At 43.8% G+C, this 20,452-nt stretch carries 17 protein-coding genes; 11 read left to right on the forward strand and 6 right to left on the reverse strand.

Going from position 1 to position 20,452, the window contains the following annotated elements; translation table 11 throughout:
- Both FTU72_RS10795 and FTU72_RS10800 read left to right on the forward strand, forming a co-directional pair.
- On the forward strand, positions 1–705 hold a 705-nt coding region (locus FTU72_RS10795), incomplete at its 5' end, for an IS982 family transposase (RefSeq protein ID WP_180087658.1).
- 23 nt (positions 706–728) lie between these two features.
- Positions 729–1,772, forward strand: a complete 1,044-nt coding sequence (locus tag FTU72_RS10800; RefSeq protein WP_180052840.1) for a type I secretion C-terminal target domain-containing protein — start codon at positions 729–731, stop codon at positions 1,770–1,772.
- A gap of 102 nt (positions 1,773–1,874) precedes the next feature.
- On the opposite strand, the gene FTU72_RS10805 is transcribed toward FTU72_RS10800, so the two are convergent.
- Positions 1,875–2,330 carry a hypothetical protein gene (locus tag FTU72_RS10805; RefSeq protein ID WP_034706330.1) on the reverse strand — a complete coding sequence of 152 codons (456 nt, stop codon included), beginning with the start codon at positions 2,328–2,330 and terminating at the stop codon, positions 1,875–1,877.
- Positions 2,331–2,412: 82 nt separating this feature from the next.
- Positions 2,413–3,021, reverse strand: a complete 609-nt coding sequence (locus FTU72_RS10810) for a DUF805 domain-containing protein (RefSeq protein WP_180052839.1) — start codon at positions 3,019–3,021, stop codon at positions 2,413–2,415.
- Positions 3,022–3,546: 525 nt separating this feature from the next.
- Here FTU72_RS10810 and FTU72_RS10815 point away from each other — a divergent pair.
- Positions 3,547–4,137, forward strand: a complete 591-nt coding sequence (locus FTU72_RS10815; protein ID WP_180052838.1) for a DUF4142 domain-containing protein — start codon at positions 3,547–3,549, stop codon at positions 4,135–4,137.
- Positions 4,138–4,218: 81 nt separating this feature from the next.
- Here the strand turns inward: FTU72_RS10815 and FTU72_RS10820 are convergent, their stop codons facing one another.
- From FTU72_RS10820 to FTU72_RS10825, 3 genes are all read right to left on the reverse strand, one after another.
- Positions 4,219–5,502, reverse strand: a complete 1,284-nt coding sequence (locus FTU72_RS10820) for a ribonucleotide-diphosphate reductase subunit beta (protein WP_180052837.1) — start codon at positions 5,500–5,502, stop codon at positions 4,219–4,221.
- 138 nt (positions 5,503–5,640) lie between these two features.
- Complete coding sequence (locus FTU72_RS16415) at positions 5,641–5,772, reverse strand: hypothetical protein (protein ID WP_005237071.1); 132 nt, start codon at positions 5,770–5,772, stop codon at positions 5,641–5,643.
- Positions 5,773–5,966: 194 nt separating this feature from the next.
- Positions 5,967–8,801, reverse strand: a complete 2,835-nt coding sequence (locus FTU72_RS10825) for a ribonucleoside-diphosphate reductase subunit alpha (RefSeq protein WP_159124296.1) — start codon at positions 8,799–8,801, stop codon at positions 5,967–5,969.
- Positions 8,802–9,370: 569 nt separating this feature from the next.
- On the opposite strand from FTU72_RS10825, the gene bfmR reads away from it, so the two are divergent.
- Positions 9,371–10,087 (forward strand): response regulator transcription factor BfmR, encoded by a 717-nt coding sequence (bfmR, locus tag FTU72_RS10830; RefSeq protein ID WP_004785097.1) that lies wholly within the window; start codon positions 9,371–9,373, stop codon positions 10,085–10,087.
- Positions 10,088–10,128: 41 nt separating this feature from the next.
- The gene (gene bfmS / locus FTU72_RS10835) at positions 10,129–11,805 is read left to right on the forward strand and encodes a sensor histidine kinase BfmS (protein ID WP_180052836.1); all 1,677 of its coding nucleotides are present in this window, start codon (positions 10,129–10,131) and stop codon (positions 11,803–11,805) included.
- Between the two features lie 60 nt (positions 11,806–11,865).
- On the opposite strand, the gene FTU72_RS10840 is transcribed toward bfmS, so the two are convergent.
- Positions 11,866–12,222, reverse strand: a complete 357-nt coding sequence (locus tag FTU72_RS10840; RefSeq protein WP_004785094.1) for a hypothetical protein — start codon at positions 12,220–12,222, stop codon at positions 11,866–11,868.
- Positions 12,223–12,796: 574 nt separating this feature from the next.
- On the opposite strand from FTU72_RS10840, the gene ndhC reads away from it, so the two are divergent.
- From ndhC to nuoG, 6 genes are all read left to right on the forward strand, one after another.
- Positions 12,797–13,342 carry an NADH-quinone oxidoreductase subunit A gene (gene ndhC, locus FTU72_RS10845; protein WP_004785092.1) on the forward strand — a complete coding sequence of 182 codons (546 nt, stop codon included), beginning with the start codon at positions 12,797–12,799 and terminating at the stop codon, positions 13,340–13,342.
- A 6-nt stretch (positions 13,343–13,348) separates the two neighbouring features.
- The gene (locus FTU72_RS10850) at positions 13,349–14,029 is read left to right on the forward strand and encodes an NADH-quinone oxidoreductase subunit B family protein (RefSeq protein WP_004785090.1); all 681 of its coding nucleotides are present in this window, start codon (positions 13,349–13,351) and stop codon (positions 14,027–14,029) included.
- Between the two features lie 90 nt (positions 14,030–14,119).
- Complete coding sequence (gene nuoC / locus FTU72_RS10855) at positions 14,120–15,907, forward strand: NADH-quinone oxidoreductase subunit C/D (RefSeq protein WP_034702039.1); 1,788 nt, start codon at positions 14,120–14,122, stop codon at positions 15,905–15,907.
- A gap of 14 nt (positions 15,908–15,921) precedes the next feature.
- Positions 15,922–16,431, forward strand: coding sequence for an NADH-quinone oxidoreductase subunit NuoE (gene nuoE / locus FTU72_RS10860; protein WP_004785086.1), 510 nt, complete (start codon positions 15,922–15,924; stop codon positions 16,429–16,431).
- Positions 16,428–17,759, forward strand: coding sequence for an NADH-quinone oxidoreductase subunit NuoF (gene nuoF, locus FTU72_RS10865; protein ID WP_004785084.1), 1,332 nt, complete (start codon positions 16,428–16,430; stop codon positions 17,757–17,759). Before nuoE ends, nuoF begins: the two co-directional genes overlap by 4 nt.
- Positions 17,760–17,770: 11 nt before the next feature.
- On the forward strand, positions 17,771–20,449 hold the full coding sequence (gene nuoG / locus FTU72_RS10870) for an NADH-quinone oxidoreductase subunit NuoG (protein ID WP_180052835.1): 2,679 nt from the start codon (positions 17,771–17,773) through the stop codon (positions 20,447–20,449).
- The last annotated feature ends 3 nt before the right edge of the window (positions 20,450–20,452 follow it).

The following is a 20,452-nucleotide window of genomic DNA, read 5'->3' on the forward strand; positions in this document are numbered from 1 at the left end:
CATTTCACTAATTTCAAAGCATTTTTCACATGGTTGAAACAGGATAAAAATCATTTATTTAAAAGCTTACCCTGTTACCAACGGATGATTCATCTGATTAATAGACATCAATTAGCTCTACACGCTTCACATGTGGCGCTAATGAAAGGCCAAGGTACACAATATTTATGGATTGATTCAACAACTCTGCCAGTTTGTAAAAATCAACGTATTCAACGCCATAAATCATTAGTCCAAATTGCATCACGTGGTAGAAACTCAATGGGCTGGTTTTATGGCTGTAAATTACATATTGTGATGAATCAATTTGGTGAAATTGCTTGTTCTGCTTTATCCAATGGACATTTGGCTGATATCAAAATGGTTGAGAGACTCGTTAAAGAGATGGGAGCAAAGTTGTATGGAGATCGTGGCTATATTAGTCAAGAACTGAAGAGTAGGTTGAAAGAGCAAGGTATTGATTTAATTACCTATCATCGAAAAAATATGCAGGCTATACAACTTTCTGAGTCAGATAAATATCACTTAAAACAGCGCAATAAGATAGAGACTTTATTCAGTTTATTGAAAGGTCAGTACAATTTAGTGACAAGCAAAGCACGTAGTGTTCATGGATTTCTAGGAGGGATTTACGCGTCCTTGTGTGCATATCAACTGATCCATAAAAATAAGCCAACAATTCAAATTATGAAGTCATCGGCTTAAGCAGGATTCGGGTTACTTTAGGATTGGGTACAGCATTAGATGCGCTTCTAAATGGAATTTTAGAAGGGGTAGATGGTGCAGGCCAGGCATTATTCGATAACCTGGTTGAACCACTAGTTAGCGATATTTTGCTAGATACCGTGCTTGAAGAAACTGGCCTAACGACTGGTTTAAATACCTTGCTCGGATCATTAAATGCATTGCTAAGTACTTTAGGGCTGGATGATGTTTTACCAGCTGTTGATGGCTTAATAGACCTGATCGCTCAAGAAGCCTTAAGTAATCCATTAACGCTATTTGGTGGAACCACTGCTGAAGTCTACGAAGTCAATGGAGAAATCTACCGTGCAACAGGCAATATTCATGAAACTTCAGCCGACGGCACACAAGCGGATAATTGGGCGGGTGGCGTATTAACTGAGATTAATGGGCAGCCAGTAACTTTCTATTTAAGTGATGAAGGAGGTAACTTTACCCTTATCGAAGGGACATATGGTGAGCTCAAACTCTATGAAAATGGTAATTTCAGTTATGAATACAATAGTGCAGTAGGACAGGGCCCATTACTGAGTGAGGTATTTGAATATACGGTAACGCGTAATGCGGGACAGGCCGATCAGGAAAGTGCTTCAGCAAATCTGGTGATCAATATTGATCAGGTAAACCAGATTCTTAACTATGCCGACGATCCAGCAGATAACCTGTTACAGGGTGGTGCAGGTGATGACATCCTGACAGGTGGTGCAGGAGCAGATACAGCGATCTATTATTTACTAAATAATGCTGATGCAACTGGCGGCAATGGTACATATACCTGGACTGACTTCAATGCAGTTGAAGGTGACACCATCGATGTATCTGCATTATTAAGTGATCAGGCAGTAGATGCGTCAAATCTGGGGAACTATATCACGCTCGAACAACGTGGAGATGATACAGTCGTGACGATCGATCGTGATGGTTCCGATACCGATACCACCTTTGCGCGCGCTGATTTGCTGATATTGCAGAATGTAGACAGTGCAACTTTACAGCTGGATGACATCATTAAATATAATCCAATCTGATCAGCAGGTTCAGAATGGATGATTTATAAAATTTTATGATGTCATTGAACTTCAATTAAAAAATCCCGCTTAATGCGGGATTTTTTAATTTTACATGGGCATTTAAAGTGTTAAAAACCAGATAGAAGCAGCAATGACGACAATTAAGATAACCAGAAAGATTTTTAGATTGGTTTTAGGATAAGTGGTGCTTAAGCTCGCTTTCGTAATTTCCTGACCTGCGGGATCATACAGAATCACCTTTTGTGCACTATTTTCATAACCTAATTCTAGCAGGGCACGCTGTTCAAGAGCTGTCAGACCCTCTTCAGGCATATCCATAACTTGCAGCAGCGTTGTAGAGCCCCAAAGTTTTTGAACAATTGAAGTAGATACCAGCTGTTTTAGGGTGTCTGAGGCAGCATTAAAGTCGGCAATGATGCTGCGTTCATGCGCATAGGGAACGGGAGGGACCATTGTTTGCACAATCGTGCCCTCATTGTCCATCAGTTGCATTTTATCTTTATAAATTTGCACCCATATTGCATTGGGAAGTTTGGATAACTGATCTTGCAGCATGAATTGCCTACGTATTGCTTTGATATTAAATTAAATAATCTATAAACATATCCCGTATCAAGACGGGATATGTAATGTTCCATTACTTGGCAGGAGCACCATATTCATTATTTTCTTTTTTGGTATCACTTGCCCACCAGATAATGAGTAAAATGGCTCCTATCCCTGTCAGTACAAGCAATTGCCACCATCCAGAGCGTCCAATGTCATGCAAGCGACGTGCCCCTACAGCCAGACTTGGGAGCAGAACCGCTAAATTTAGCAGGCCATTCACCAAAGGTTTGGTGCCTAAAACTGCATCAATGGCTTCACTAATAATGCTTAAAATTACACAAAACAGCATAAAGAACCAAAATTCTTTACGGCGTGCACGACCTGAAAAGTTTGCATAATTGGTTAGACATTTTACGAACCAATCGATACTGCTGTAATTCTCTTCAGCCTGATCCAGATTGGAATATTTATTAATCTGATTGCTAATGCTTTCTCCCAGATGAATCGAGTTTCCCAAAGCCAGATAAATATCTGCTGCCTGACCGGTTGAGTTAACAATAAAATCAACCCGGTCACCGCGTGAAGGAGGGCGTTGTCCACGCCAGTCTGCACCGCTAAAACTGTAGCGGTTGTTATCATCCCCTGTGATAAAACCCGTATTATCTTGAATAGAAAAATCCAGGATGGAACCTTTCATAAGCCCTCTCTATTTATCTTCTGGCTATTATGGATTTGTATAAATATTATTCATATATGGCCGATAGTAGCATAGGAAATTTATTTTGAGATCAAGCTTTTATAAAAATATTTAGGTAATAAATTTTCACTATCTAAAGCTAGAAGTTCTGATTAATAAGAAGTTGATTTAGCCGATAACAAATAATTTAGTTAAATTTAGATTTTCTTAATTTGTTGAATAATAAGAAATGATTCAAGGGAAGAAAAACTGAAATAAATTTAATAAAGCTAAAAATATACCAATATTTATAAAAATAATTTAAATCAATGACTTAATTAATTTTAGTATTTTATTCAATATGAATATATTGCGAATTTTTACGTAGAGTTTGAATAAGAAACTAATCCCCAACAGACTTTGCTTAAGTTAATAAATGCTTATATATTGATCTCATAAAACAACTTAAACATTAAACTGTTTTTAAGTGAATTCACCTATTTTATAAAGGCAATTTTAATTAATAAAACATTAAAGGGTGTCATGATGAAAGCTATTCTAATGAAGAAGATGATTAACTGCGTTGCGATGAGTGGTGTATTGCTATTCACTGCTGGTCAAACGATGGCAATGAATCAGCAATCTTCAACTACTGCTCAAGCAAATTCTAAAGCATCAAATGACAGCCGAATGAATTTAACTGAGAGCCAAGTGATTAAGGTTGTAAGTACGGTCAATAACGGTGAAATCAAACAGGCAAAAACAGCCTTGCCTAAGCTTAAAACAGATGACGCACGTAAGTATGCGCAAATGATGATTAGCGAACATACAGCGAACGAGAAAAAAGGCCAGGCTCTGGCAGACCGTTTAAAATTAACTCCACAAGCAAGCAGCCTCAGTATTGCATTGCAAAGTGATAGTGACAAGATTGTCACTGACCTGAGCAAGCCATCTGCAGCCGATAAAGACTATATGATGAGTCAGGTTGAAGTACATCGTAAAGCCCTGAACACTTTGGATACACAATTGATTCCAAATGCGAAAAATGCGGAATTAAAAAGCATGTTGACGCAAACCCGTACTGCGGTAGCGACACATCTGAAAAAAGCTGAACAAATCGTTGAAAAGATGAAATAAGTTAAGCATTCATCCAATAAAAAAACCGCCATTTTAGGCGGTTTTTTTGATCATAATACTTTATATATTATGTGATATTTCTTACCAGCTTAACGCGCCACCAGTTTGATAATCTGTTACGCGAGTTTCGAAGAAGTTCTTCTCTTTACGTAGATCCATCATTTCTGACATCCACTGGAATGGATTGTTCACACCAGTAAACTGTTCAGGCAAGCCTAACTGGCTCAAGCGACGGTTACAGATAAATTTCAGGTATTCTTCCATCATACCGGCATTCATGCCCAATACACCGCGTGGCATCGTGTCACGTGCATATTCAATTTCAAGCATGGTGCCTTCAAGGATCATCTGAATCACTTCTTGCTGGAATTCAGCAGTCCACAGATGTGGGTTCTCGATCTTGATCTGGTTGATCATATCAATACCGAAGTTCAGGTGCATAGATTCATCACGCAGGATGTACTGGAATTGCTCAGCAACACCATTCATCTTGTTACGACGACCCATAGACAGAATTTGGGTGAAACCGCAGTAGAAGAAGATACCTTCAAGTACACAGTAGAATGCGATCAGGTTGCGAAGCAAGATCTGGTCGTTTTCTGGTGTACCGGTTTTGAAAGTAGGATCACTTAGAGATTGTGTATATTTCAAGCCCCAAGCCGCTTTACGTGCAACTGATGGGACTTCGCGGTACATGTTGAAGACTTCACCTTCGTCCATACCTAAAGACTCGATACAGTACTGGTAAGCATGCGTATGAATCGCTTCTTCAAATGACTGACGCAGGATGTACTGACGGCATTCAGGGTTGGTGATGTGACGGTAGATCGCCAATACCAGATTGTTTGCTACTAGTGAATCCGCAGTAGAGAAGAAACCAAGTGAACGCATCACGATGGTACGTTCATCTTCAGTCAAGCCATTTTTAGACTTCCACAACGCGATGTCGTGGTTCATGTTGATTTCTTGAGGCATCCAGTGGTTCGCACAACCATCCAGATATTTCTGCCAAGCCCATTCGTATTTGAATGGCACTAACTGGTTCAAGTCAGCACGGCAGTTGATCATACGTTTATCATCAACCTGTACACGCTGTGCGCCCATCTCAAGTTCTTCAAGACCAGGCGCAACGTCCAGTTGGTCTAGGGAAGCAGATGCTCTTGCCAGTGAATCGGTTGAATTTGATCCTGCGCTTCGAGGGGCTGCAGCGGGTTGTGCAGCTGCCACATTCGACGATGTGTTGCTTGCATCAGATACCATCTGCGGATTAGCCGTTTTTTTCGGCTCGACGGGCGTAGGCTGCTGTTCAGGTGCAGCCGGTTTTTGCGAATCATCTTCGAAATCGTCCCAACTTAGGATAGACATATCAATTCTCTCTAGTTGCTTTATATCTTTTATTAGACATCCAGCAGTGCTGAGATGTCTTACTATACGCTCAATTTGTGTAAACAAAATTAAGTTTTGTCGATGAATGCTCTGAATTTGTTCAGAGATAAATCCCCACTACTTATTTTGTTTACGCTGTTGCTGGCGAACTTTAAACCAGAAATAAGCAATCGGTGCGTAAAAGGTAACGGCAAAGGAAAGGATCAATGCCACAAGTCCTAACATGTAATTGTGAGTCATATGGGGCATGGTTTTTTCCTTTTTTAGTAATTTAACAATCCATTTTCTTGTACTAAATCCATGTACAACATTGTTGTACATGGATAGTAAGGATTACTTTTCATCACCTTTTATTGCAATGATTAATGCTGTAAATGCAGCCATAAATAAAACCATCAACAATAAAAGAACAATAATTAGTACAAGAAAATGAGGGATTGTCATTATTGGCAAGCCTCACAATCAGGATTGTCAATTGAACATGCTTGTGGCACTGGCGCTGCCTGAGTGAAACCTTCTTCCTCTACAGGCGCTTCAGGTTTTTTCTCTTCAACCACTGGCGCTGCAACTACAGGAGCCGCAACAGTTGCAGGTTTAACTGCATTCAATGCACCAGTATTAATGGTTGATTTTTCAGCAGAAGTTGCACCTAATGCACGTAGGTAGTAAGTGGTTTTCAGACCACGTAACCAAGCCATCTTGTAAGTGATGTCCAGTTTCTTACCGTTTGCACCAGCGATGTACAGGTTCAGAGATTGCGCCTGATCGATCCATTTTTGACGACGAGAAGCAGCATCTACGATCCAGCGTGGCTCAACTTCAAACGCAGTCGCAAAGATTGCTTTCAATTCTTCAGGAATACGAGAAATCTTTTGTACTGAACCTTCAAAGTGTTTCAGGTCATTGACCATCACTGCATCCCAAAGACCACGTTCTTTCAACGCACGTACCAGGTACGGGTTGATCACTGTGAATTCACCAGACAGATTAGATTTCACATACAGGTTCTGGAATGTAGGCTCGATTGACTGAGACACGCCACAAATGTTCGAAATAGTTGCAGTCGGAGCAATCGCCATCACATTCGAATTACGCATACCGTCTTTTTGAACTTTGGCACGTAAAGTGTCCCAGTCCAGACGTTGAGTGCGATCCACTTCAAACATGCGTTCTGGACGAGTTTTCGCAACCAGGTCAAGTGAGTCGATTGGCAGAATGCCTTGGTCCCACAATGAACCTTTGAATGTTTCATACGTACCACGTTCAACAGCAAGGTCACTTGAAGTTGAAATTGCGTAGTAAGAAATCACTTCCATTGATTCATCAGCAAACTCAACCGCAGCGTCAGAACCGTAAGCCATACCCATTTCGTAAAGCGCATCCTGGAAGCCCATGATACCCATACCGACTGGACGGTGTTTCAGGTTCGAGTTACGTGCTTGTGGAACCGCGTAGTAGTTGATGTCGATCACGTTATCGAGCATACGAACCGCAGTTTTCACTGTACGAGCCAGTTTTTCACGATCCAGCTTGCCGCCTTGAACGTGTTGTACCAGGTTAATCGAACCTAAGTTACATACTGCGATTTCTTCTTTGCTGGTGTTCAGGGTAATTTCTGTACACAGGTTAGAAGAGTGAACTACACCCACGTGTTGTTGTGGTGAACGCAGGTTACATACGTCTTTAAATGTGATCCATGGGTGACCTGTTTCAAACAGCATAGACAGCATTTTGCGCCACAAATCTTTTGCACGGATTTTCTTGTGCAACATGTTTGTTTCTTTGGCAATGCTTTCGTAGTAAGCATAACGCTCAGCGAATTCTGCACCAGTCAGATCATGAAGATCAGGCGTTTCAGAAGGAGTGAACAGTGTCCATTCAGCATCTTCGAATACACGTTGCATGAACAGGTCAGGAACCCAGTTCGCAGTGTTCATGTCATGGGTACGACGACGGTCATCACCCGTGTTCTTACGAAGCTCAAGGAATTCTTCGATATCCAGGTGCCAGGTTTCCAGGTATGCACATACCGCACCTTTACGTTTACCGCCTTGGTTTACCGCAACAGCAGTATCGTTGGCAACTTTAAGGAATGGCACCACACCTTGAGACTTACCGTTTGTACCTTTAATGTAAGAGTTCAGGGCACGAACTGGAGTCCAGTCATTACCTAAACCGCCTGCCCATTTAGACAGCATTGCGTTATCACGCATCGCGCCATAGATGTCAAACAGGTCATCATCAATCGTAGTTAAATAGCAGCTAGACAACTGTGGACGTAACGTACCTGAGTTGAATAGGGTAGGTGTAGACGCCATGTAGTCGAAGCTAGACAATAAGTTATAGAACTCGATTGCGCGGTCTTCGCGGTTATCTTCGTTCAGGGCAAGGCCCATAGACACACGCATGAAGAACAATTGCGGCAATTCGAAACGCACGCCATCTGAGTGGATGAAGTAACGGTCAAATAGGGTTTGCAGACCTAGGTAAGTGAACTGGTTTGAACGTTCTGGTTGAATCGCTGCAGCCAGTTTAGCTAGGTCAAAGTTTAACAATTCAGGTGAAAGAAGCTCTAACTCAATCCCTTTTTTCAGGAAAGTTTCAAGTGCATCACCTTCATTAGTATCAGTGGATAGACCCAAGAACTCTAAACCGGTAGCCACCAGGTCATCACGCAACAGACGTGCAGTCACATAAGTATAGTTAGGTTCTTGCTCAATACGGGTACGAGTTGCCATCATCATTGTGGTAGAGATGTCAGACTCTTTTACACCGTTATAAAGGTTTTTTACGGTCTCATCGACAATCGCCTGTACGTCGATCCCTTCAAGGCCTTCAGCAGCACGAGTCACAGTCGCAGTCAATTCGCTTAAGTCAAGCGGCTTTAACTTACCTTCTGCATCAGTGACTTGCAGTGTAGGGTGATGGTTGGCACCTAACTGTTTGCGCGCTTCAGAACGTTGTTCACGGTAGATGACATAGGCACGTGCAACTTTCTGTTCGCCAGTACGCATCAGCGCAAGTTCAACCTGATCCTGAATTTCTTCGATATGGATCGTGCCACCCGATGGTAAACGGCGTTTGAATGTATTCAGAACCATTTCCGTTAATTGTTCGATACGGTCGTGTATACGGCTCGAATCTGCACTTTGCTGGCCTTCTACTGCCAAAAATGCTTTTCCAATTGCAACAGAAATTTTTTCTGCATCAAAAGCGGCAACATCACCGGTGCGTTTAATCACCTGAAGTTGACCCGGAGTGGACGTGATTACGCTCATGTTAGCATAGCTCCATTGTCATCTATTTTTATGTTTATGGACCGTTTGAACTGGGCAAAAATCGTGCCACAGTGTTCGAGGAATAAACACAAGACCTAGTGGTTATAAAATTAATTGAACACAAGATACGGGAAAATTTAGGGTAGATCAATATTGACATTTTGCTAAATATTTTTCTGAAGTTTTATCTTAATCTTTTGCAAAAAGATACCAATTTTTATTGATTCTTGCATAAGCCTTATCCGGCAAGGCATAGCATATCAAAGCTGGCAAAAAGTGCTTATAGATAACATTGTGGATAACTAAAAAGGCCTGAATCAACTAGTCACATTTTGTTCAGATTAAGCTTTAATCGATGCAAATAAGCCGACAAACGGTAGTTAAATGCACATTCGAGTGAAATGTGCACGATAAAATATTACAAAATGCTACTTTGATGTATTGGTTTGGTGAACGCTATCTTGTTTACAATGTAAACGTGTGTATATTGCAAGCATATTAAAAACGTATCTATTGGATTTCAAAAGGATACGTCCGTAGCATGCGTCCATCAAATAAAGGGGCAACACATGAGCCAAGAAGAAAAGTTACCTAAAATTCTAATTGTTGAAGATGATGAGCGTCTTGCTCGTTTAACACAAGAATACCTCATCCGTAATGGTCTTGAGGTTGGGGTAGAGCCGGATGGCAACCGTGCTATTCGTCGTATTATTGCTGAGCAACCAGACATGGTGGTTCTAGATGTCATGTTGCCAGGTGCTGATGGTTTGACCATCTGCCGTGAAGTTCGTCCACATTATCATCAACCGATTTTAATGCTGACTGCACGTACTGAAGATATGGATCAGGTCTTAGGTCTGGAAATGGGTGCAGATGACTATGTCGCTAAACCGGTTCAGCCGCGTGTCCTGCTGGCTCGTATTCGTGCTTTATTGCGTCGTACCGACAAGGTGCCTGAAGATGAAGTGGCTCAGCGCATCGAATTTGATGACCTGGTGATCGACAATGGTGGTCGTTCAGTGACCTTGAATGGTGAGCTGGTTGACTTTACCAGTGCAGAATATGACCTGTTGTGGCTGCTGGCTTCAAATGCGGGCCGCATCCTGTCACGTGAAGATATCTTCGAGCGTCTACGCGGCATCGAATATGACGGCCAAGACCGTTCAATTGATGTGCGTATCTCGCGCATTCGTCCAAAAATTGGTGACGATCCTGAAAATCCAAAACGTATTAAAACAGTACGTAGTAAAGGTTATCTATTCGTCAAAGAAACTAACGGTATCTAATCGGTGCCTTTAGCCGCCTGAATAAACAGGATAATTAATAGGTGTTTAAACACAGTATATTTTTGCGGATATACGCAGGCCTGGTCATGCTTGTGGTCCTGGTGGCAGTATTCAGCTATCTGCTGGTACAGATCATCAACTACCAGCGTGCGCAGGAGTATCGTGAATCCCTGACTAATGGTATGGCATATATCATCAGTGAGGGGGTTGCGAGACAGCCTAATCTGCAGCAAAAGATGGATTGGGTTTCAGATGCGTCTGATCTGTTGGAATTGCCGATCTACTATGTCGAAGCCAGTAAAGTGGATATTACCCGAGCGGAAGGTCGACGTCTGGCTGACCGTAAGGCAGTCGTGCGTTGGGATGCTAAAACTGGGGTAGCTTATATTGTCATTGGGCTACGCGATGATCCAAGTCATTATCTTTATATTAAGGCGGATAATATTACTGAACGTCAGATGAAGGCTTTACCGGTCTTTATTCTGGACTATCTGGTGTACTACCCAGGTCAGGAAAAAGAATACCTGAAGCGAATTCAGGACTATTTCTCTTATCCAATCTCGATCGAAAATGTCCAGAGCCTGCCACTAGATTCCGAGCAGATCGGACGTTTGCGTCTGGATCACAGCATTATTTTATATCGTGATAGTGCCTCAATTCGCGGCACTACAATTTCGATCATTTCTCCTATTCCTAGCTCGACGTCTGAAGTGCTGGTGATGGGGCCAGTGCCGTTATTTAACTGGATGCCATTCCAGTTAGCTGCCGGAATTACCTTATTGAGCCTGTTTGTCTTAAGTCTGGGGATTTATGGTCTGCTGGTGCCAATGCAGCGTAAACTGCGTGAAGTGAGCTATGCCCTGAACAAGATGAAAACCGGGAACATGTCATTGCGTCTTCCGGTGGAGGGCAGTGATGAGATGGCGACGCTGGCTTCCAGCTATAACAATATGTCGGACCATATTCAGCGCCTGATTGAAGCGCAGCGTGAATTGATGCGTGCTGTATCGCATGAGCTGCGTACACCGGTTGCCCGTATCCGTTTTGCTGTGGAAATGATGGCAGATGAAGACGACTATGATTATCGCTTGCAGCAGGTTGAGCAGATCGATAAGGATATTGAAGCCTTAAATACCTTGATCGATGAAATCATGACCTATGCCAAACTGGAACAGGGCATGCCTTCAATTGAATTTGAAGATATTGATCTGTTTGAAGTGTTGGAGCAGGTGGCCGTCGAAACAGATGCTCTAAAAACTGGCAAAGAAGTTGAAGTGCTGCCAATGTCAGTACCTGTAACCGTAGAAGCTGAACGACGTTACCTGCATCGTGTGGTGCAAAATCTGGTGGGTAATGCAGTACGCTACTGTGAGCAGAAAATCCTGATCAGCGGCGGACTAGATGCTAAGGGCATGGCGTATATCTGTGTAGAAGATGATGGTCCGGGGATTCCAGAAGCTGACCGCGCCCGTATCTTTGAAGCTTTTGCCCGACTGGATGATAGTCGTACCCGTGCTTCAGGGGGGTATGGTTTGGGCTTGTCTATTGTCAGCCGGATTGCTTACTGGTTTGGTGGAGAGATTCAGGTCGATCAAAGTCCGACACTGGGTGGTGCACGCTTTATCATGATTTGGCCAGCCAGCCGTTACGGTAAAAAAATCAAGCAAAAACCGATCGAAAAGCTGGAAAAAGCTGAAGTGTCAGATCAGTCAGAATAAGAGTTTAGGTGAGAAAAAACGATACATAGGTATCGTTTTTTTATGGCTATTTAAAGGGGATTATTCATGGATGGTAGCATCCGGTTCAATCAGTGGCTTGCCTTCTTTCAGGCTGTTTAAGGCATCAGAATTGAAGTTGATCAGTAGCTTGTTATTTTTAACATCTACCTGATAGCTTTGGATTAGCTTCTGGTCACCAGATAAGGTTTCAAGCTTGTACTCATCGGCAATATTCATAATACCGTCCAGGTTAATGCTGGAAGAGGCATAGTCTGTCTGGAAAAGTTTATGAATATCCCCTAAGTCAAAGATTGCATTGCTGGCATCCTGATGTTTTTGGATATAGCTTTCTACATGTCGCATCAATAATTGAGCAAAGAAAAAATAATCAGGTTTATGGGTAAATCGTAGAGACATGCATGGACTCCTTATTGTTACTTTATAAATGTCATAGTGTGTTTAAAAATAGAAATATCATAATCTGAATCAAACTGTTGGACGTGTTGCAAAAATACACAATTGCTCTTTTAAGGCTTACCGAGAGCGGGTAGAAAAGGGGGGCTTCTAATTGAATGACAACATTCATGTTAAACATCTTTTAAAAACACACTTATTTTCCGGAGCATGATGCAAAGGTGAAATGTTTTTAATTGATTCTTTATAAGTTTCGTTTCATTGGGTGGGTAGCCAGCCACTGTAAAAGGAGTGAGGCTTAATTATGCATAGCTTTAAAAGTCTATCTGGGTTTAGAAAAAAATAATGGAAATTTAAACTTTAATTTAAAAAAACGATCGGTTGAGATTCTATGAGCTTAAAGCCAGAATAAAATTAGGAATGTCTAAAAAATCATCCAAAAGACTAAGGCTTATAAACTAGCAAGTGAAATCCAAAATCAGGTACAATTGGCGGGATTAATTTTGTGTTTGGTGTATTTGAAGGCCAATACATACATTCTTTGTTAATAAATCGGCCTGCCAGGAGTTATCCCCGCATGAGTGCCATTACTCCATACGAATGGGCAATTATTGCCTTCGTGATCGGCGTTACATTTTTATGCGTCTTTATGCTCACTGTCCCATTACTCCTCGGGGGTAAATCATGGGGCCGTGCCAAGCAGGAGCAGTTTGAGTCAGGCGTAGTCAGCGCAGGTGGAGCTCGTATCCGCTTGTCTGCGAAATTCTATTTAGTTGCAATTTTCTTTGTAGTCTTCGACCTCGAAGCACTTTACCTGTATGCATGGGCATCTTCTGTTCGTGAAGTAGGTTGGATTGGTTTTGCAACTGCAGCTATCTTTATTTTGGTTTTACTTGTTGGTTTGGTTTACGAATTATCGACAGGCGCACTGAACTGGGCACCTTCAGACAGACGTAAAGCAGCAGGATACAAAGCTAAAATTGGTTCGCCAAATATGGATCTTGCAGAAATTACGCGCTTCAACTCAGTTGAAGAATTGGTTATGGATCCAACTGGTCAAATCCCAGCTCAATCATCTGGTCTTGTGAAAAAATCACAAGTTCAACCCTCTGATAAGGAGTAACTCGGGATGAAATATACATTAACCCGTGCGAATCCGAATGCTGATGAATATCCACTTCAAGAGCGTATCGTTGTAGAAGATCCGCTTCTAGAAGAAGAAGTGAATAAAAATGTGTTCATGACTCGCCTAGAGGATGTAATGCACACAGCAGTGAACTGGGGTCGTAAGAACTCAGTTTGGCCATTTAACTTTGGTACATCTTGCTGCTACGTTGAATATGCAACGACTTTGACCGGTGTACATGACTTGTCACGTTTTGGTGCCGAAGTTATCCGTGCTTCACCGCGTCAGGCAGACTTGATGATTGTAGCAGGTACATGCTTCGTGAAAATGGCTCCGGTAATTCAACGTCTGTATGAACAGATGCTTGAACCGAAATGGGTGATTTCAATGGGTGCGTGTGCAAACTCAGGTGGTATGTACGATATTTATTCAGTCGTACAAGGTGTGGATAAGATTATTCCGGTAGATGTATACGTTCCGGGCTGCCCACCACGTCCTGAAGCATTGATCCAGGCATTAATGCTGTTACAAGACCAAATTCAATTAGAGCGTCGTCCGCTGTCTGCGGTAATCGGTGATGATCTTAAGCCAGTGTATAAGCCAAAGATGATGCCGGAACGTGACCGTAAGAAAGACCAGCGTGTGGCTGTGAAGAACTTACGCTCTATGGATGAAATTAAATAATTTAAACGACCGGTTTTTTGTTGTGCACCCGCTATGGGTGTAGTTGTCGTTTAGGTTGACTGAATTTGTATTAAATAGGAAGCCAAGCCAATGGCTGAAACTGACATTGCTATGCCAGAATCAACAGCAGTTGATTCACGCCCAGCATTTGCCATCATTGAAGAGCTCAAAACCAAGTTTGGTGAGAACTTCTTTGTGCAAACAACTTTCGAGGATTTCCCGACAGTTTGGGTTGAGCGCGCACGTGTACAAGAAGTATTGATGTTCTTGCGTACCGTGCCACGTCCATACGTGATGCTATTCGACTTGTCTGCAGTAGATGAGCGTTTACGTACGCACCGTGACGGTTTGCCTGCGTCAGAATTCACAGTGTTCTATCATTTATTATCTTTAGAGCGTAACTGTGACATTCGTATTAAAGTTGCATTAAGCGACAGCGATCTGAATATTCCGACCGCAACGAATATCTGGCCAAATGCGAACTGGTATGAGCGTGAAGCTTATGACATGTTCGGCATCAATTTCGAAGGGCATCCAATGCTCCGTCGTATCTTGTTGCCAACCTACTGGGAAGGTCATCCGCTACGTAAAGAATATTCTGCACGTGCGACTGAATATACTCCGTATATTCAAGACAAAGCCAAGCAGGACTTTGAACAGGAACATCTACGTTTCGTGCCAGAAGACTGGGGTCTGAAGCGCGGTAATGCAGATGAAGATTTCATGTTCCTGAATTTGGGTCCTAACCACCCGTCTGCGCACGGTGCGTTCCGTGTAATTTTGCAGTTGGATGGTGAAGAAGTGAAAGACTGTGTGCCAGATATCGGCTATCACCACCGTGGTGTGGAAAAGATGGCTGAACGTCAAACTTGGCATTCATTCATTCCGTATACTGACCGTGTGGACTATTTGGGTGGTTGTGCTCAAAACATGCCGTATGTGATGGGTGTGGAACAATTGGCAGGCATTACTGTGCCAGACCGCGCACAATGTATCCGTGTCATGATGTCGGAATTGTTCCGTATCAATAACCACTTGCTGTACATCGGTACTGCGATTCAGGATGCCGGCGGTATGACCCCAGTATTCTATATGTTCGCTGACCGTCAGAAAGTGTATGACATCGTGGAAGCGATCACCGGTTACCGTATGCATCCAGCATGGTTCCGTATCGGTGGTACTGCACATGACTTGCCAAATGGTTGGGAAAAACTGGTTCGAGACTTACTCGACTGGATGCCTAAGCGTTTGAATGAATACTACACTGCAGCACTGAAAAACTCTGTATTTGTGGGTCGTACCCGTAATGTGGCTCAGTACGATGCGAAATCTGCATTGGCATGGGGCGTAACAGGTACTGGTCTGCGTGCTACAGGTATCGACTTTGACGTACGTAAATACCGTCCATATAGCGGTTATGAAAATTACGACTTCGAAGTACCGGTTGAGTACGAAGGCGATGCATATGCTCGTGTGATTGTTCACTTCCGTGAAATCGAACAGTCACTGAAAATCATTAAGCAGTGTCTAGAGAATATGCCATCTGGTGCGTACAAAGCAGACCATCCACTGGCTGTTCCACCACCAAAAGACAAAACATTACAAGATATTGAAACCTTGATTACGCACTTCTTGAGCGTTTCTTGGGGTCCTGTAATGCCTGCAGGTGAATCATCTGTGATGGCAGAAGTGGTGAAAGGGGCGTCAACTTATTATCTGACTTCAGACAAGTCAACCATGAGTTACCGTACCCGTATTCGTACACCAACTTTCACGCATTTACAGCAAATGCCTTCTGTGATTAACGGCAGTCTTGTATCTGACTTAATCATTTATTTAGCGACAATCGACGTCGTAATGGCTGACGTGGATCGCTAAGGGGTAAACGCATTATGATGATTTTGACTGATAAAAAGCCACGTGTGAATGTTGAAGGGATTTTAACTTCGGAAGAAATCCACGAAATTGAACATCACATTGGGCATTACCCGTACCCACGTGCAGCGTGTCTTGATGCGCTGAAGTGTGTACAACGCCGTAATGGCTGGGTAGACGATGCTCAAATGAATGCCATCGCGCAAATGCTCAGCATGAGCCTTGCCGATTTGGAAGGGGTTGCAACGTTCTATAACCGTATTTACCGTCAGCCAGTGGGTCGTCACGTAATTTTACTGTGTGACTCAATTGCGTGTTTCTTGATGGGTGCGGAGACTTTAGCAGAAGCATTCCAGCGTGAATTGGGTATCCAGTTCGGCCAAACCACAGCGGATGGCCGTTTTACCTTGCTTCCAATTTGCTGCCTAGGTAACTGTGACAAAGGTCCAACCCTCATGATTGATGAAGACACTCACGGTCTCGTGGAAGTGACATCAATTAAACAGTTATTGGAGAAGTATGTATGAATACCGAACCAAAACCAATTTATGGCGACGGTAACCCGGAAACGCATCCACTGACTTGGCGTCTAAGCAAACAAGCAAATGTCCGTCACGTTGATGACTACGAAGCGCTTGAAGGCTATGCAGGCTTTAAAAAAGCCCTGTCTATGACACCGAAAGAAGTGCTGGAAGTTGTAAAGGCTGCAACCGTAAAAGGTCGTGGTGGTGCAGGCTTCCCGGCAGGGATCAAATGGTCGCTGATGGCGCCAAATGACAATTCAGGTCCACGTTACCTGATTTGTAATGCCGATGAGATGGAACCAGGTACCTTCAAAGACCGTCTGTTGATGGAAGATCTTCCGCATCAGCTGATCGAAGGTATGCTGATTGCAGCTTATACCCTTGAAGCAACTCAAGGTTATATCTTCATCCGTGGTGAATACATCGAAGCGGCGAAGTACCTGAACGAAGCACTTGAGCAGGTTCGTGCCAAAGGTTACCTGGGTGACAACATCCTGGATTCTGGCTGGAGCTTCGAGTTACACGTGCATACCGGTGCGGGTCGTTATATCTGTGGTGAAGAAACTGCATTGATTAACTCGCTTGAAGGTCGCCGTGCAAACCCGCGTACCAAACCGCCATTCCCGCAGGTTGCAGGTGCTTGGGGTCGTCCTACGATCGTGAACAACGTAGAGACCTACAACAACTTGCCAGCCATCATGTTGCGTGGTCCAGAATGGTACATCGGTCTGTCTGCAGGTAAATCGAAAGATCCTGGCACAAAAATTTATGGTGCTTCAGGTAAGGTGAAATTCCCAGGTCTATGGGAACTGCCATTCGGTACCACTGCACGTGAAGTGATTGAAGAACATGCCGGTGGTATGCGTGACGGCCTGAAGCTGAAAGCATGGTTACCCGGTGGTGCATCAACTGACTTCCTGGCTGCCGAGCATATCGATCTTCCGATGGATGCGGAAAGCATCATGAAAGCAGGTTCACGTTTAGGTACCTGTCTATTGATGGTGGTTGATGAAACTCAATGTATGGTTTCAGCGACTCGTAACCTCGAAGAATTCTTTGCGCGTGAATCATGTGGCTGGTGTACACCTTGCCGTGATGGCTTACCTTGGGCGGTGAAAGCGCTTAAAGCACTTGAAGATGGTACTGGCAAGAAAGAAGATATCGATCACTTACAAGAACTGACTCGTAAGCTTTGGATTGGTAAAACTTTCTGTGCTCACGCACCAGGTGCTATGGAACCGTTAATGGGCGCACTCAAACATTTCCGTGGCGAATTTGAAGCGAAAGTCGTAAATGCTGCCGCTCAAACCCGCAACGTAGAACAAGCTTAAGGAATTCGACTATGGCTACAATTCATGTCGATGGAAAATCGTATGAAGTCAACGGCTCGGAAAACTTGCTGCAAGCATGTTTGAGTCTTGGCATCGACATCCCATACTTTTGTTGGCATCCATCCTTAGGTTCTGTCGGTTCTTGCCGTCAATGTGCTGTGACTCAATACGCGAATCCAGAAGATACGCGTGGTCGTTTGGTCATGTCATGTATGACACCGGCTGCTGACAATACCTACATCTCGATTGAAGACAAAGAAGCAAAAGATTTCCGTGCTTCTGTTGTTGAATTCTTGATGACCAATCACCCGCACGACTGTCCAGTCTGTGAAGAGGGTGGCCACTGTCACCTGCAAGATATGACTGTGATGACACAACATGACCGTCGTCGTTACCGGTTCACCAAGCGTACGCATTACAACCAAGAACTTGGTTCGTTCATTGCGCACGAGATGAACCGTTGTATCGCATGTTACCGTTGTGTTCGTTATTACAAAGACTATGCGGGCGGTACGGATTTCGGCGTATATGCAAACGCTTCTCGCGTTTATTTCGGTCGTCCGGAATCAGGTACTTTGGAATCTGAATTCTCAGGTAACCTGACTGAAGTTTGTCCGACTGGTGTATTCACCGATAAGACTCACTCAGAACGCTATAACCGTAAATGGGACATGCAGTACGCACCAAGCGTATGTCATGGCTGTTCTTCAGGTTGTAACATCTCTCCAGGTGAGCGTTATGGTGAGCTTCGTCGCGTTGAAAACCGTTTCAACGGTGAAGTTAACCAATACTTCCTGTGCGATAAAGGCCGTTTCGGTACCGGTTATGTAAACCGTAAAGACCGTCCGCGTCAGCCACAGTTCCGTACTGGCACGAATGTAGAAACTGTTTCTGTTGATACAGCATTGGATACCGTAATTGCGAAAATCCAAGGCAAAAAAGTACTGGGGATCGGTTCACCACGTGCATCGCTTGAAGCTAACTTCGCACTACGTGAGTTAGTTGGTCAAGACAATTACTCAACCGGTATGGCTCAAAAAGAGCAAAATCTGGTTGAGCTGGCTGCATCGATCATGCAAACCGAGGGTGTTTATAACCCGAATATGCGTGAAATCGAGAGCTATGATGCGGTACTGATTCTGGGTGAAGACCTGACTCAAACTGCACCACGTATGGCTTTATCTGTTCGCCAAGCTGCGAAAAATAAAGGCAAGGAAATGGCTGCAGAGCGCCGTACCCAAGAATGGCTGGCTGAACCTGTACAACGTATTGCCCAAGATGCGAAATCTCCGATTTACATTCTGGCTGCAACACAAACACGTTTGTCTGACGTTGCGGAAGGTGAAGTGGTTGCTTCTCCAAATGACATCGCACGTTTAGGCTTCGCGATTGCTGCGGGCGTAAAAGGTGAAGTCATCACTGGTCTTGATGACGATGCGAAAGCATTTGCACAAACCATTGCAGATACGTTGAAAGCTGCGAAGAAACCACTGATCATCTCTGGTACAAGTCTACAAGACGCAACCATCATGGAAGCTGCTGCACAAGTCGCACAAAATCTGGGTAATGCGGGCTTGACCTTGACTGTTCCTGAAGTGAACTCAATGGGGCTGGCAATCTTCGGTGGTCAAAGCCTTGAGCAAGCATTTGCACAAGACTATGACACTGTCGTAATTGTAGAAAACGATCTTTACCGTCGTTTACCAGCGGCTCAGGTTGATGCTGCGCTTGCAGGCAAACAGGTGATCGTATTGGATCACTCTGAAACTGCGACTGTGAAGAAAGCGAACATCGTATTGTCTGCTGCCTCATTTGCTGAAGGTGATGGTACTGTCGTTTCTCAAGAAGGCCGTGCACAACGTTTCTATCAAGTGTATGACCCTAACTACTACAACCCGGAACTGGCAATCAAAGAATCTTGGCGCTGGTTACACGCACTGGAAACAGGCGTACAAGGCAAAGCGATTTCTTGGACTTTGCTGGATGACGTGATCGAGTCAGTGGCAAAAAACATTCCAGCGCTGGAAGGCATTCTGGATGTTGCACCTGATGCGGGCTTCCGTGTCCATGGTCTGAAAGTGGCACGTGAACCACGTCGTTACTCAGGCCGTACTTCGATGCGTGCGCCATTGTCTGTCCACGAGCCGAAACAGCCAACCGATATCGATTCTGCATTAACATTCTCTATGGAAGGTTATGTGGGTAATGAAACACCATCTCCACTGATTCCATTTGCCTGGTCTGCAGGCTGGAACTCACCACAAGCCTGGAACAAATACCAGGATGAAGTGGGCGGTCACTTAAAAGGCGGTGATTCAGGCGTTCGTTTATTCGACCGTTTACCAAAACGTCCAGCGCGTAGCTTCGTTGCACCAGCACCTGTGCTTGTAAATGCTGAAAGCTTCCGTCTGGTACCAATGCATCACATTTTTGCATCTGGTGAGTTCACGATCAAAACTCCGGCAATGGAATCACGTATTCCTGACGCAGTATTTGCAGTGGGCGAACAGGATGCTACACGCTTGAACCTGCAAGACGGTCAGAAGATCACTGTGAAAGCAGGCGAGACTTCAATTGTTCTTCCTGTACAAGTGATTGAATACTTACCAACAGGTTATATTGGCTACCCAATTGGTCTTGCACCAACGGTATCTCTTGCAGAGCCTGTTTCAGTCGCGGTAGGAGCGTAATTC

Source organism: Acinetobacter sp. YH12137 (assembly GCF_013418535.1).
Lineage (GTDB): Bacteria > Pseudomonadota > Gammaproteobacteria > Pseudomonadales > Moraxellaceae > Acinetobacter.

Bases quoted from the DNA above. Each gene is read 5' to 3' on its own strand.
- nuoF (WP_004785084.1), top strand. From the start codon at position 16,428: ATGAATACCGAACCAAAACCAATTTATGGCGACGGTAACCCGGAAACG.
- nuoG (WP_180052835.1), top strand. From the start codon at position 17,771: ATGGCTACAATTCATGTCGATGGAAAATCGTATGAAGTCAACGGCTCG.
- FTU72_RS10810 (WP_180052839.1), bottom strand. From the start codon at position 3,021: ATGAAAGGTTCCATCCTGGATTTTTCTATTCAAGATAATACGGGTTTT.
- FTU72_RS10850 (WP_004785090.1), top strand. From the start codon at position 13,349: ATGAAATATACATTAACCCGTGCGAATCCGAATGCTGATGAATATCCA.
- nuoC (WP_034702039.1), top strand. From the start codon at position 14,120: ATGGCTGAAACTGACATTGCTATGCCAGAATCAACAGCAGTTGATTCA.
- bfmR (WP_004785097.1), top strand. From the start codon at position 9,371: ATGAGCCAAGAAGAAAAGTTACCTAAAATTCTAATTGTTGAAGATGAT.
- FTU72_RS10825 (WP_159124296.1), bottom strand. From the start codon at position 8,801: ATGAGCGTAATCACGTCCACTCCGGGTCAACTTCAGGTGATTAAACGC.
- FTU72_RS16415 (WP_005237071.1), bottom strand. From the start codon at position 5,772: ATGCCCCATATGACTCACAATTACATGTTAGGACTTGTGGCATTGATC.
- nuoE (WP_004785086.1), top strand. From the start codon at position 15,922: ATGATGATTTTGACTGATAAAAAGCCACGTGTGAATGTTGAAGGGATT.
- FTU72_RS10820 (WP_180052837.1), bottom strand. From the start codon at position 5,502: ATGTCTATCCTAAGTTGGGACGATTTCGAAGATGATTCGCAAAAACCG.
- FTU72_RS10840 (WP_004785094.1), bottom strand. From the start codon at position 12,222: ATGTCTCTACGATTTACCCATAAACCTGATTATTTTTTCTTTGCTCAA.
- FTU72_RS10815 (WP_180052838.1), top strand. From the start codon at position 3,547: ATGAAAGCTATTCTAATGAAGAAGATGATTAACTGCGTTGCGATGAGT.
- FTU72_RS10805 (WP_034706330.1), bottom strand. From the start codon at position 2,330: ATGCTGCAAGATCAGTTATCCAAACTTCCCAATGCAATATGGGTGCAA.
- ndhC (WP_004785092.1), top strand. From the start codon at position 12,797: ATGAGTGCCATTACTCCATACGAATGGGCAATTATTGCCTTCGTGATC.